This window comes from Bradyrhizobium zhengyangense, from assembly GCF_022012435.1.
GTDB lineage: Bacteria > Pseudomonadota > Alphaproteobacteria > Rhizobiales > Xanthobacteraceae > Bradyrhizobium > Bradyrhizobium zhengyangense.
Genome location: NZ_JAKLUA010000002.1, coordinates 499,305 through 512,644, shown reverse-complemented (window position 1 = coordinate 512,644; position 13,340 = coordinate 499,305). Strand labels below are relative to the sequence as shown.

Annotated in this window: 12 protein-coding genes; 3 read left to right on the top strand and 9 right to left on the bottom strand. The window is 62.7% G+C overall.

Features of this window, described 5'->3' with window-relative positions:
* Positions 1 to 304 precede the first annotated feature (304 nt).
* Entirely contained in the window at positions 305 to 2,110 is a 1,806-nt protein-coding gene (locus L6637_RS10785; protein WP_377802747.1) for an adenylate/guanylate cyclase domain-containing protein, read from the bottom strand.
* Positions 2,111 to 2,604: 494 nt separating this feature from the next.
* Between L6637_RS10785 and L6637_RS42790 the strand changes: the two genes are divergently transcribed.
* From L6637_RS42790 to L6637_RS10770, 3 genes are all read left to right on the top strand, one after another.
* Positions 2,605 to 2,814, top strand: coding sequence for a potassium channel family protein (locus tag L6637_RS42790; protein WP_237863888.1), 210 nt, complete (start codon positions 2,605 to 2,607; stop codon positions 2,812 to 2,814).
* A gap of 152 nt (positions 2,815 to 2,966) precedes the next feature.
* Positions 2,967 to 3,167, top strand: a complete 201-nt coding sequence (locus L6637_RS10775) for a hypothetical protein (protein ID WP_237863656.1) — start codon at positions 2,967 to 2,969, stop codon at positions 3,165 to 3,167.
* Positions 3,168 to 3,230: 63 nt separating this feature from the next.
* Positions 3,231 to 5,387 carry a B12-binding domain-containing radical SAM protein gene (locus L6637_RS10770; RefSeq protein WP_237870541.1) on the top strand — a complete coding sequence of 719 codons (2,157 nt, stop codon included), beginning with the start codon at positions 3,231 to 3,233 and terminating at the stop codon, positions 5,385 to 5,387.
* 114 nt (positions 5,388 to 5,501) lie between these two features.
* Here the strand turns inward: L6637_RS10770 and L6637_RS10765 are convergent, their stop codons facing one another.
* The 8 genes from L6637_RS10765 to L6637_RS10730 form a co-directional block, all read right to left on the bottom strand.
* Entirely contained in the window at positions 5,502 to 5,951 is a 450-nt protein-coding gene (locus tag L6637_RS10765) for a retropepsin-like aspartic protease family protein (protein ID WP_237870539.1), read from the bottom strand.
* A gap of 67 nt (positions 5,952 to 6,018) precedes the next feature.
* Positions 6,019 to 6,882 carry a sugar phosphate isomerase/epimerase family protein gene (locus tag L6637_RS10760; RefSeq protein WP_237870537.1) on the bottom strand — a complete coding sequence of 288 codons (864 nt, stop codon included), beginning with the start codon at positions 6,880 to 6,882 and terminating at the stop codon, positions 6,019 to 6,021.
* Positions 6,882 to 8,072, bottom strand: a complete 1,191-nt coding sequence (locus tag L6637_RS10755; protein ID WP_237870535.1) for a dihydrodipicolinate synthase family protein — start codon at positions 8,070 to 8,072, stop codon at positions 6,882 to 6,884. The genes L6637_RS10760 and L6637_RS10755 overlap by 1 nt, the downstream gene beginning before the upstream one ends.
* A 10-nt stretch (positions 8,073 to 8,082) precedes the next feature.
* Positions 8,083 to 9,234: a Gfo/Idh/MocA family protein gene (locus L6637_RS10750; RefSeq protein ID WP_237870533.1), complete on the bottom strand. Its 1,152-nt coding sequence runs from the start codon at positions 9,232 to 9,234 to the stop codon at positions 8,083 to 8,085.
* Positions 9,235 to 9,245: 11 nt separating this feature from the next.
* Positions 9,246 to 10,616, bottom strand: a complete 1,371-nt coding sequence (locus L6637_RS10745; protein WP_237870531.1) for an enolase-like domain-containing protein — start codon at positions 10,614 to 10,616, stop codon at positions 9,246 to 9,248.
* 3 nt (positions 10,617 to 10,619) lie between these two features.
* Positions 10,620 to 11,468, bottom strand: a complete 849-nt coding sequence (locus L6637_RS10740; protein WP_237870529.1) for an ABC transporter ATP-binding protein — start codon at positions 11,466 to 11,468, stop codon at positions 10,620 to 10,622.
* Positions 11,465 to 12,457, bottom strand: a complete 993-nt coding sequence (locus tag L6637_RS10735) for an ABC transporter substrate-binding protein (protein ID WP_237863648.1) — start codon at positions 12,455 to 12,457, stop codon at positions 11,465 to 11,467. The genes L6637_RS10740 and L6637_RS10735 overlap by 4 nt, the downstream gene beginning before the upstream one ends.
* A gap of 52 nt (positions 12,458 to 12,509) precedes the next feature.
* Positions 12,510 to 13,319: an ABC transporter permease gene (locus L6637_RS10730; protein ID WP_237863647.1), complete on the bottom strand. Its 810-nt coding sequence runs from the start codon at positions 13,317 to 13,319 to the stop codon at positions 12,510 to 12,512.
* Positions 13,320 to 13,340 lie beyond the last annotated feature (21 nt).

The window sequence follows — 13,340 nt, the reverse complement described above, 5'->3', positions numbered from 1 at the left end:
AGGTCCCATGGAGTTGCGTAAAAACTGCGCCCCGTGCCCGGCCCTGCTTCGGCACTGTACGCCGCGGCGGCTCCGGCTCCCGCACCGGCTCCAGCGCCCGCGCCTGCTCCTGCCCCCGCGCCAGCACCTGCCCCGGCGCCAGCGCCTGCTCCGGCGCCTGCTCCGGCGCCTGCTCCAGCACCTGCGCCCGCTCCGGCGCCTGCGCCTGCGCCTGCTCCCGCTCCGGCACCTGCCCCCGCACCTGCGCCCGCTCCCGCACCAGCTCCCATGTTAAGCCTCCCTGACGCTTGAAATTTACATGCGGCTATTCCGGTAACCCCGCGGCGCGCAATCCCTTCGCCAAACGATCCAGATCATCCTTACGCAGCGGATACCAGGAAACGAAAGTTGAGACTCTAAACGAAGGTTCAATTTCGAGAAGCTCTCGAGCCGCCAATTCGGCTCCAGCTTCGTCACCCGAAAGGGCGAGCGCGGCGGCGAGAGTTCGTATGCAGGGACGGAAAAGTAGATTCGCCCGCCGTGACCTGTTCAGGTAAACGATTGCTTCATCGTATCGCCCAGCGACGAACTCGGCAATTCCCGCCACGATCCAAAAATAAAAGTTCAAGGGATCGAAGGGATTAAGACGCCATACGTTCTGCAATCGCTCCAGCGCTTCGTCGGGCCGCCCCAAATAGGCGAGCGTCAAGGCGCTCAAGCCCCATGCGAACGCCAAGTTCTCGTTGAGCGCCAGCGCCCGCCCAAAAAGCTCCAGCGCTTCTTCCGGTGATTTTCCCATGAAAGAGAGAATGTGCCCGGCCACCGCCAGCGCAAACGGATCGTCGGGGTCGAGTTCGATGGCACGCCGCGACACGATGAGGGCACGCGCCCGATCGCTGTCCGGATCCAGCGACCAACCTTCGCCAAACTGGAAGTTTAGCCACCACGCAAGGTAGGCATGGGCCTGAGCATAGTGCGGATCGAGCACGATCGCCCGCTCCAGGAGTTGACCCGCTTCCCGGTGGCTTTCTTCGGTAAGGAGATAAAGAAGCGACATCGCGCGGAGGACGCAATGGAACGCATCCAAACTCTCGGTCGGGCGGTCAGCGACGCGAGCCATCTCGACTGCACGCACGCGCGGCTCGATCGAGGACAATATGCTTGAGGCAATTCGATCCTGAAATTCAAACAGGTCGTCGGCAGAACCTTCGTAACGTTGGGCCCAGATCGAGACATTCCCCAAGATGTCGGTCAACTCCGTGTTGATTCTCAATCGCCTGCCCTGGCGTTGGACGCTGCCGTCGAGCAGGTAACGAACATCGAGCTCAGTGGCGATCTGTCGCAGGTCTCTTCCGCCGGCGCTATAACGAAGGGTAGAATTGCGCGCAATGACGTAAAGCGACCGATTTCTGGAGAGGCCGGTAATGATCGAGTCCGTGATCCCTTCACCATAATAGCTGTCGTCGTCGGTACCGCCGATTGTCCGGAATGGCAGCACGGCGAGCGTCGGCTTCGACGCCCATTGCAGGTATGGCTGCGCGATCTGGCGGTCAGCGTCTCCCTCAGTCCACTCGACGGAGTAGACATGAATGGTTCGCATGATATTTTTCATCACAGGCGCGCCGAGGTGATGAAATGTCAGTGGCAGTCGATTGATGACATAGTCGCGGACGGCCGCCGTGACGACTATCTGGCCAGGCTGCGCGGCCTGGTGGATACGGGACGCAACGTTGACGCCGTCGCCCTGCAATATTCCATCTTCGTCAATGATATCGTCGACGTTGATGCCAATGCGAAGATGCAGCGCGAATGGATCCTTATCGCCGACGACGCGCTCTTGAACGCGTTGAACGTCGGTAGCCCAACGCACGGCGTTCACGACGCTCGGGAATTCGACCAGAACGGCGTCGCCCGCAATCTCGGCAATCCGTCCACCGTGGCGAGCCATGTGAGGCTCCATAATCTCGGTCCGCAACGCCCTCCAGCGCATGACGGTCTCGACGTCCTTCAGCCCCATGAGCCGGGAAAAGCCGGCGACATCGGCAAAGGCGATGGCAGCTAGCCGCCTCGTAATCATCGACGGTGCGATGGACGGCGCCTCTGTCGCTTGCTCAGCCTGATTCATGCGCACCTTGCCATTCCAACGGACCAAGTACCCGGGCACCTTCCGAGCAGTGACGCGCGATCACGGAACCTTACAACATTCGGTTGACCTGCGCGACCGCCGTTGAGCAGATGGCTGGATCGGGTCGAGCCGGCAGCAAGTCCGACCATGGCCATTCTGCCACCGAAAACGGGGGTAAAGTGTCATGTGCATCACAACCGCCGAGTTTGCCGAACCCGTCCTGGACGATTTCTGTGCCACGCCGAGCGGCGCCCCGAAGGCGCGTCTCTCGTGGCTCATCGCGTGAACGACGAGGGCCTGGGCGGTGGCGTGGCAGATTTTTGCGCCGGGTCGCGTGACCTATCATCGCGTGATCGGTGCGGCGCTGCTCTATCTGACGATCGCGGTGATCCTCGCGGCGCTCTACACTTTCATCGGCTCGCTCGATCCAGCCGCCTTTGTCAGCATGAAGGTGGAGGACAAGGCTCGCGAGCGAGGTGATCCATTTCAGCTTCGCGACCATGACCACGACCGGATATGGCGACGTCGCGCCGCTGCATCCCGTCGCGCGAAGCCTGTGCCCCATGGAGGGCGACGCCGCTGGCACGTCTGGTCACGCTCGAGATCGAGCCTTGCAATCAGGACTGAACGCGATACGCGAGTCTTTCCGGCGATGCTCGCATCAAGATGCGACAAAGTTGCCAGATTTATATAATGCAACCCTTTGTTGACAGTCTATTTGAGCAGTATTACAAAATCTCTTCGCGCTTAGTCGCGAGACTGCGATTTCGATAGGCCACTGCGCTTTCGTTTCGGCTCTGACGATTACCGTCCGCCGAATGAATTGACGAAAGTTACTCTCCACAACGGCGAGGAGCATCCTATGGCAGCAGCAAAGAACACCGAACATAAGGTCGTTCTCACTCTCCCCGATATCGGGCTCTCCAAAGCCCAGATCAATTCGCTCAAGAAGAACTTCAAGAACGAGGTCGTGACACACCTCGGCGGCCCGGAGGTGCTCGCGCGCCGCCGCATCGTCGTGGTCGTCGTTGTCGTGATCGTGTTCTCCAGGCCGAAGGCCTGAGGGATTACGTTCCGCCGAGGCAACGGCATTCCGTGTCGCCGATAACATCAAGGGCGGCGAGCCATGCTGCATGAATCATCGTCGGCGCTCGGCGAAACCGAGCGCACAGACGGTTTGCCGCTGCGATCATCACCCGGCGGCGGGCTGAAAGTGTGCCTGGTCGGGCCGCCGACGGTGACCGATTTCGAGGATCCCGAGGTTGCCGAGAGCGAAGCGATCCGGCTCATCGCCGAGCACGCGCCGATCGGCGTGCTCAGCCTTGCTGCCGTGCTCGAACAATGCGGTGCGGCGCCTCAGATCGTCGATCTCAACCGGCTCTATTACAGCTATCTGCGCGCGCCCGGCGAGACCGCGTCGAAAACCGACTTCTGCTCCTATGTTGCGGCCGAGCTCGATCAGCTGGCATTCGACGTGTTGGGGTTCAGCTCGATCTGCAGCAGCTATCCGCTGACGATCCGGATCGCGGAGCAAATGAAGCGCCGGCGCCCCGGCGTTCCCATCATCTTCGGTGGGCCGCAGGCCTCGGTGGTGGACGTCCCGACGATGAAGGCCTATCCCTTCGTCGACGTCGTCGTCCGAGGTGAGGCCGAGGAGACCCTTCCTGCGCTGATCGCTGCGATTGCGAGCGGCGCGACGCCGTCAGGGATTCACGGCATCACCTATCGCGACGGCGGCCGCATCGTCCGGGCTCCGAACGCGGCCGTGATCGCCGATCTCGACGCCATCCCCCTTCCGGCCTTTCACCTCTACCCAGAACTGAGGGATTGCCACTACGTGCCGCTCGAACTCGGCCGCGGCTGCCCGTTCGCCTGCTCGTTCTGTTCGACCAACGACTTCTTCCGCCGGAAATTCCGGCTCAAGTCGCCCGAGACTGTCATCGCGCAGATGCGCCTCGTGCGCGACACCTACGGCATCACGACCTTCGACCTGATCCACGACATGTTCACGGTCGACCGCAAGCGGGTGATGGCATTTTGCGAAGCGGTGATCGCGACAGGCGAGCAGTTCTACTGGAACTGCAGCGCGCGAACCGACTGCATCGACGAGGAGATGATCGCGACCATGGCCCGCGCCGGCTGCAAGGCCATCTTCTTCGGCATCGAGACAGGCTCGGCCCGGCTCCAGACCATCGTCAAGAAGAACATCGATCTCGCCGAGGCTGCGACGCGCATCGAAGCCACGGACCGGCACCAGATCACGACCGCGGTTTCGCTGATCACGGGCTTTCCCGACGAAACGATGGACGACCTGCGCGACACCGTCCACTTTTTCGTGGATTCGCTGCGGTTCGACTTTGCCGAGCCGCAGCTTCACATCCTGGCGCCGCTGGCGGAAACGCCACTGGAATCGCACCATCGCAAAGAGCTCGTTTTCGACGACATCCTATCCGACATGTCGCATCAGGGATGGCGGCAGGATCCGGTCGACCGCGAGATGATCCAGAGCCACGTCGACATCTTTCCGAACTTCTACTCGATCCCGACACCCAAACTCGATCGCGCCTATCTGCGGGAGCTGCGCGATTTCCTCTTGAACGGCTCCGTCCGCTTCCGCTGGCTGCTGGTTGCCCTGCATCAGGATTCCGGCGACGTGACGCAGGCATTCGAGGCTTTCCGCCGATGGTATGCAGCCGATCCCGACAGGGGACCGCGGCCCGACCTTCAGGAGAGCCGCTATTATGCGTCAAAGACATTCTGCGACGACTTCATTGCCTTTGTCCGCGACGACTATGCGCCGCGACTCGCCCGCACGCCGCGCGTGCTTCACTCCATACTGGACTACGAACGGGCTTTGCTTGCCGAAACTCCGCCGCCCACGGAGGTCACGGCTGAAGACCAGGACATCTCGGACATCACTCTGGTGCCGAAGCTCACCGACGGCGTGGTGCTGACGGAATGCGCCGCCGATTATCAGCGGATCATCCGCTGCCTGCGGCGCAAGGGCGATCTGCGCCGGATCCCGCGCAGGCCCGCCACCATCGCAACGCGGCAGCACGCCGACAAGCGCCTGGACGTCGTCATGCTAAGTCCTCTCTCGGCTCAATTGCTGAAGCTATGCGACGGCGCGCGGACCGTATCTGATATTGCAGGCCGGCTCACACCAACGAACCGGACCATATCCGCGATCCCGGCCGAGAAGGTCTGCATGTTCGGGCTCGAAGTGCTGCGCCAACAGGGCCTGATCGCACTTCATCGTGATCTCGCCGCTAAAGCGGGATGAGATTTGGTTGAATCGTCATCGCGCTTTAGCTCTTTGTTTGAGCATGATCTCCGCGCAAACGCGTTCCGCTGATGTCGCGAGGGAAGACCGCTTCACACTTTTCCGGATCATGCTCTAGCGCTTCGCAGGGGCTCGCTTCCTGACGGAATGCGGTTTCAGACGCAGGAAGCCGCCTGGATAATCCAGCGTCACGACAAAGCGCTTCAGGAAATTGTAACCGATCAGCCCGGCGATGCTGACCCCGAGCTGTTGTTCGACCGCATCCAGCGGCATCACCGCCGCGCCGAGATTTCGCACGGTGTGAGACCCGAGCCGGAAGCTGGCAAGCCTTGCAAAGCCGGCTTCGATCTGGCCACCTGCGCCAATGGCAGTCGGCTGCCCACCCTCGAGCGCGATGCCGACAGTACGTGCCGTATCCGGCGTAATCACACAAGCCGACGCACCGGTATCGAGCGTGAAGTTGAACGGACCAAGCCCATTCACCTCCGCATCCACCATCAGCAGCGGACGACTGGAACTGATGCGGAAGCGAATGGCTCCGCGGGGCACGACCTTTTTCGCCATCGGGCATCCACCGGTTCAATGCCCCGCAGCCTAGCGTCTCGACCGGCGGGGGCGCAACGCCCGAGACCTAAACCACCGTCCGGTGCCGCGCGATGCAGGTGCGCAACACCTCGTCCATCGGCTTGCTCCACCAGTCGTTGGAGAAGATTTCGATCTCCGAGTAGCCGGCAAAGCCCTGCGCCTCGACGGCGGCGCGCGCCGATTTGATGTCGATGACGCCGTCGCCCATCATGCCGCGGTCGTTGAGAATATCTTTCGTCGGCACCAGCCAATCGCAGACGTGGAACGCGAGCAGACGATCCTTGCCGGCGCGCGCGATCTGGCTCATCAGCTCCGGGTCCCACCAGATGTGATAGACGTCGAGCGCGACGCCGAGCATGCCGCTGCGATCAGGGTCGAGCCGGTCGCAGATGTCGAGCGCTTGCTTCGTCGTGTTCACGCAGGCGCGATCGGCCGCATAGGCCGGATGCAGCGGCTCGATCGCCAGCGGCAGGTTGGCCTGTCTGGCGTAGTCGAGCATCTCGGCAAGGGCTTCCTCGACCTGCCCGCGCGCCGCCGCGATGTCTTTCGAGGCCTCGCTGCCCGGCCGCGAATATTGCGGCAGGCCGCCGACGACGAGCACGATGCAGGGTGCCCCCAGCGCCTTGGCTTCATCGACACAGCGGCGATTGTCGTCGCGCACCTCGCCCCGGTGCGACGCGTCCGAGGTGAACATGCCGCCGCGGCAATAGCCAGACAGTTTGAGGCCGGCATCACGCACGGCGCGCGCCGCACGATCAAGGCCGACCGAGGCGACCTGGTCGCGCCAGGGGTCGATGGCGCGGATGCCATGCCTCGCACAGGCCTCGATGATCTCGACGAGATCACCTTGCTTGCGGACGGTCGCCGTGTTCAGCGAAAGCCAGCGGTGGTCGGACGAAAAGTCGCGCATCAGTCTTCCAGTCCGTGCGAGGCCAGCACGGTCTTCATCCGCCGCGTCGCCAGTTCAGGATTGGCGAGCAGGCCGGCCTGGTCCGCGAGCCGGAACAGTTCGGCCAGATGCAGCATCGAGCGCGCGCTCTCCTGTCCGCCGACCATGGTGAAATGGTCCTGATGGCCGTTGAGATACGCCATCAAGACCACGCCGGTCTTGTAGAAGCGCGTCGGCGCCTTGAAGATGTGGCGCGACAGCGGCACCGTCGGCCCGAGCACATCGTGGAAACCGGCCTCGTCGCCAGCCGCGAGCCGCGACAGCGCGTAGGACGCCGCCGGCGCGATCGCGTCAAAAATGCCGAGCAGCGCGTGCGAAAAGCCCTGCTCGTCGCCGGCGATCAACTCCGCATAATTGAAGTCGTCGCCGGTATACATCTTGATGCGCTTGTCGAGACGCCTGCGCATGTCGATCTCGCGCTGCTTGTCGAGCAGCGAGACCTTGACGCCGTCGACTTTGGCGGCGTTGTTGTTGATGATGGCCACCGCAACGTCCATCGCCTTGTCGAGATTGCTGGTGCCCCAATACCCCGTCAGGGCGGGATCGAACATGTCGCCGAGCCAGTGGATGATCACGGGCTCGCGGACCTGCGACAGCACGCGGTTGTAGACCTTCGCGTAGTCGTCGGCGCCGCGACCAATTTTTGCCAGCGCGCGCGAGGCCATCAGGATGATGCGACCGCCGACCTTCTCAACCGCCGAGACCTGCTCCTCATAGGCGCTGATAACGTCGGCGAGACTCCTGGCATCCTCCACGGCAAGATGATCGGTGCCGGCGCCGGAAAACACCAGCGCATTGCGCCGCTTGGCGGCGGACACAGTACGCGTGATCAGCTCCAGCGAAGTCGGCCAGTCCAGCCCCATGCCGCGCTGCGCGGTGTCCATGGCCTCCGCCACGCCGAGACCGAGGTCCCAGACGTGCTCGCGGAAAGCGATGGTCTTGTCCCAGTCGACGGCCACCGACAACCAGGGATCGTTGTTCGCGAAGGGATCGGCGACTGTGTGCACGGCCGAGAAGGCGATGCGGTTGAGCGGCCCCTCGAGCTTCGCAGGGAACGTGCGCGAGGCCGCGAGCCGGTAGGTCTCGATCGTGCGATCGGCCTTCGGCAGCTTGAGCGATAGGGACGACATTGGCAGGACGGGCTTGTTCATGTGTCCCTCCTCAGACTTTGATCGGGGCGACGTCGATCCAGCGCCGCTCCTTCCAGCTCCTCAGCGCGCATTCGGCGAGTTGCACGCCCTTGGCGCCTTCGAGCAGCGTGAACTTGTAGGGGGCGTCCTCGTAGACGTGGCGGATGAACATCTCCCACTGCTCCTTAAAGCCGTTGTCGTAGCTGACGTTATCAGGGAGCTTCTGCCAGTCGCCGTAGAAATCGTGCAGCCGCTTTTCGTCGGGATTCCAGACCGGACGCGGCGTTGCCTGCCGCGCCTGGATCATGCAGTCGGTCAGACCTGCAACCGCCGAGCCGTGGGTGCCGTCGACCTGGAAGGTGACGAGATCGTCGCGGTAGACGCGCGTGACCCAGGACATGTTGATGTGGGCGATGACGCCGCCTTCGAGCTGGAACGTCGCGTAGGCGGAATCGTCCGCGGTCGCCTTGTATTGCTTGCCCTGCTCATCAAAGCGCTCGGGAATGTCGGTGTTGCCGATGCAGACCACGCTCTGGACATTGCCAAAGAGGTTGTCGAGCACGTAGCGCCAGTGGCAGACCATGTCGAGGATGATGCCGCCGCCGTCCTCGCTGCGGTAGTTCCAGGACGGCCGCTGCGCCTCCTGCCAGCCGCCTTCGAATACCCAATAGCCGAACTCGCCGCGCACCGAGAGGATGCGGCCGAAGAAGCCGCTGTCGCGCAGGAACGCGATCTTCTTCAGGCCGGGCAGGAACAGCTTGTCCTGCACCGTGCCGTGCTTGACGCCCCTGGCATTGGCGAGCTTCACAACTTCGAGCGCTTCCTCGAAATTCGTCGCGATCGGCTTCTCGCAATAGACGTGCTTGCCGGCATTGATGGCCTGGGTCAACAGGCCCGGCCGCGCCTGGGTGGTGGCCGCATCGAAGAACATGGTGTCGTTGTTGTCGGCGAGCGCCGCATCGAGATCAGTGGTCCAGCGCGTGATGTTGAAGCGCCTGGCGAGCGCCTCCACCTTCTCGGCGCTGCGGCCGACCAGGATCGGATCAGGCATCACGCGATCGCCGTTCTTGAGGCGGACGCCACCCTGGTCGCGGATTGCGACGATCGAGCGGATCAGATGCTGGTTGAGCCCCATGCGGCCGGTGACGCCGTTCATGATGAGGCCGAGGCGTTGGGTGGTCATGCCAGATACTCCTAAAGTGATTTTGGCTGTTCGAGGGTGCGAAGCGCCGACCAGTCCGGATGGACCGACGTCGCAAAGCCCACTGTGTTGAGCGATCCCGTCAGCAGATCGCCGTCGTGGATGTTGAGCCGGATGCCCTGTCCGTTATCGGCATAGAGATCGGGATGCCCGGCCGCGAAGGCCTTTACTTCAGCGGCCGGCGTCTCGCCAAAGCCGCCGACATAGTGATGGCCATTGCGTTCGGCGTGGGTGACGCCAAGGAAGGCACCGAGCGCAAGGTCCTGCTGGACGCCAAGGCCCGCCTGGCAGGTCAAATCCTCGCCGGTCACGAAGAACTTTTCTCCGCTCACGCTCCATTTCGCCGCGCGCGTCGCGTTGACGATCGACTTGTAGAGACCCTTGCAGGATTTCGAGGAGATGCCGTGATAGCCGAGCGCCCGCGCCGCGGGGAAGGCGTCGTAGGACTCATCGGCCTCGTCGATGATGAAGCTGCGCCCGGCGTGCGAGCCGAGCGGCGACTGCCTTGTGATATCGCGCGGCATCGGCTGCTCGATATAGAGCAGCCTCGATGAGATCGACCGCAGAGCGGAATCGCGATCCAGCCGGTCGATCAGGGCCTGCAGCGCGGCAAGGTCGGTATATTGCTCGTTGGCATCGAGTGTAACCTTGTACTCGCGCCCCAGCGCGTCCAGCTCCTTGCCGATGCGCACCAGCCGCGCCGCATCGGCAGCGGGATTACCCGACAGCTTCAGCTTGAAGTAATTCGCATCCGCACCGGCGACACCACCTTCGCCTTCCACGGCATCCTCAAGCCCCACGGTGTGCCTGATGGCGACGCGCGGCAGCGGTTTCCGCCCCGACTGAAACGCCGCGATGTCCGCGTCCTTCAGATCGGGCGACAGCCGTGCATCGATTCCCGCGATGTTGCTGGCCATCCCGTCGAAGAAATTCGTCTCCACGCCACGCAGGAGCGCATCGAGGATCGCCTTGTCGATTTCCGCTGGACCAAAGGCCGCTGCAAGCGCCGGTATGCTCTCTTTGGCACAGGCCGCGATCTGCGCACCAATGCACCCGGCGTGCAGATCGAACGCCGTCTGGAAACCGGTCCGCGCCAGATAAAGCCCGCGCGCAATCTGGAGCGACCGTCGCAAGCCGTCCACCGTTTGCGCCGGCGATAATTCCGGCCGCTTGTCGAACCACTTTGGAACCATCATCTCGGCGCTGGCGCCGACCGCGGTTCCCTTCCCCTCGACCTCGATCTCGACCCGCACGAACAATTGCGGCGTCGCGTTGACGGTCACCGCGCCAAAGCGGAACGGCCGTGCGAAATGCACGGGCCGTTCGAAGAAGGCAATATCTCGCAGCTTCAGGCGCGGCGCCATGGTTTAGTCCAGCGAACCTTGCGAGAAGAAATGCTTGCGGATGCGTTGCACAAGCTCGGTGAAGACGGGGTCGGCCATCACGTCGAGCGAGCGCGGACGCGGCAGCGGCACGTCGTAGATCGCGGCAATCGCGCCCGGCCGCTCGGTCATGACCAGCACGCGGTCGGCGAGGAATACGGCCTCCGGAATCGAATGGGTGATCAGCAGCACCGTCTTCCTGGTCTCGCGCTGGATCCGCATCAACTCGACATTCATGCGCTCGCGGGTCAACGCGTCGAGCGCACCGAACGGCTCGTCCATCAGCATGATCTTGGGATCGTGCACGAGGGCCCGGCAGATCGAGGCACGCTGCTGCATCCCGCCAGAGAGCTGCCAAGGCAGCTTCTTCTCGAACCCCTCCAGCCCGACCAGTTTTAGCAGTGCCTTGGCCCGAACGAGATATTCGTCCCGCGGCAGCCGCTTCATGTCGATCGGCAGCATCACGTTGGAGAGGATGTTTCGCCAGGGCAAAAGCAACGCGTTCTGGAAGACGATGCCGACATTGCCATGCGGCTTGGTCACCTTCTCGCCCTCGACCAGAACCTCGCCCGTGGTCGGCGGCAGCAGGCCGGAGATCAGCTTGAGCAGCGTGGACTTGCCGCAGCCTGATGGGCCGACCACGACGAAGAACTCACCGTCATTGATGTGGAAGTCGAGGGGCCGCAGCGACGGCACCTCGCCGTCGCGCGTCCGATAGGTTTTCGATACGCCTGACAGCTTGATGCCGGACGCATCGCCGGCAGCCCGGTCGCTCACCAGTCTCAGATGCGCGGCCGGTTGCACGGCTTCGTTCACGGCTGTCGCAGGTTTCACGTGCCACTCTTCGGCAGATAGTCGTTGGTGTAGAACGCCTTCGGGTTCTCCTTGGCCTTGGCATCGAGCCCGCCAAATTCGACCATCAGGTTGACGCTGTCAGTCATGTTCTGGTCGGTGACCTGGAACGGCCGTTTGCTCTTGGTCTCGGCGGTCCGGTACAGCGGAATGGTCAGCTCAAAGCCCTGCGTCAGCGTGTCGATCTTGCCGCCCTTGGGATTGGCATCGAGGATCGACTGCGCCGCCGCCTTCGGCTCCTTCTCGGCGGCTTCGACCGCCTTGGTCGTCGCCGACATGAAACGGCGGACGAGATCGGCGTTGGCCTTCACATAATCGGTGTTGGCGATGATGCCCGAGGAGACCATGTTGATGCCGTAATCGGCGAACTTGATCGGATAGACGTCCTTGCCGGTCGCGTCCTTGATCTTCATCGACTGGTCCATGACGTAGCCGAGCAAGAGATCAGCCTGGCCGTTGATGACAGCGTTGAGCTTGGTCTGGCCGTCGCCGGCCACCGTCTGGAAGTCGCTTTCCTTGAGGCCGGTCTTCTTCAGGAACAGCGGCCAGATCTGGGTCATGGAATCGGCCGGCGTGATCGCGACCGTCTTGCCCTTGATGTCTTCGGGCTTCCTGATGTTCTTGTCGGCAAAACCCATCGCGGACATCGGCGAGGTCTGAAGCAGCACGCCGGTCGCGATCACGGGCGCACCCTTGATCGCCGCGCGCATCATGGTGGGCACGTCGACATAGCCGAAATCGGCGGTCTTGGCGGCAACGGCCTGCGTGGTCGCGGCCGAGCCGCGGCCTTCCTGGATCTCGAGGTCGATGCCTTCGGCGGCATAGATGCCCTTGGCCTTGCCGTAGTAGAACGGCGCGTGTTCGCCATAGACGTACCAGTTCAGCATCAGCACGACCTTGTCGGCCGCCTGCGCCGGCGAAACTGCAAACGCCATCAGCGCCACAGATGCAGCTCCAATCCACCGCTTCATCGTCACTCTCCCTTGTCGTTGTGTTTCGGCCGTTGGTGGCCGTTGCTCAGATTTAAGATGCGAATATCACCTCTTCGCGCTGGCTGACGTGCCAGGGAATGATCAGCTTCTCGATGCGGTCGACGATCCAGAACAGGATGACGCCGAGCAGAGCGAGGATCACGAGCGCTGCAAACATCGTCGGCAGGTCGAACGTGCCGATCGAGCGCTGCATCACGTAGCCGATGCCGGAATTTGAGCCGACGAACTCGCCGACAACGGCGCCGACTACGGCGAGCGTCACCGAGACTTTGAGGCCGGAGAAGATCGCCGGCAGCGCATGCGGCAGGTTCACTGCGCAGAACACCTGGAAGCGGCTGCCCTGCATGGCCCGCGCAAGATCGACCATGTCGGGGTCGACAGACTTGAAGCCCTGCACCGCCGAGACCACGACGGGAAAGAAGCCGAGCAGGAACGCCGAGATCACTTTCGGAATGATGCCGAAGCCGAACCACACCACGAACAAAGGCGCGATGGCGATCTTCGGCACGGACTGGGAGAACACCAGCAGCGGATAGACATAGCTCTCCACCGTCTTCGATCCCGCGATCAGCATCGCAACGGGAATACCGAACAGCGCCGACAGCAGGAAGCCGCAGACGGTCGCATAGGTCGTCGGCCAGCATTGGCGCAGCAGTTCCGGCCAGTCCGAGCGCAGCACAGCGACGACATCGGCCGGCGCTGGGATCTGATAGGCGGGAATCTTGAAAAGACGGATCGAAAGATCCCAGGCCACGACGATGAAGATCAGGAACAAGAACGGCCGAACCCAGGCCGCATTCAGCAACTTGGACAGCGCACCCTGTGGCTTCGGCTCGGCCAATTTTCACTCCCGGCAGTCTTC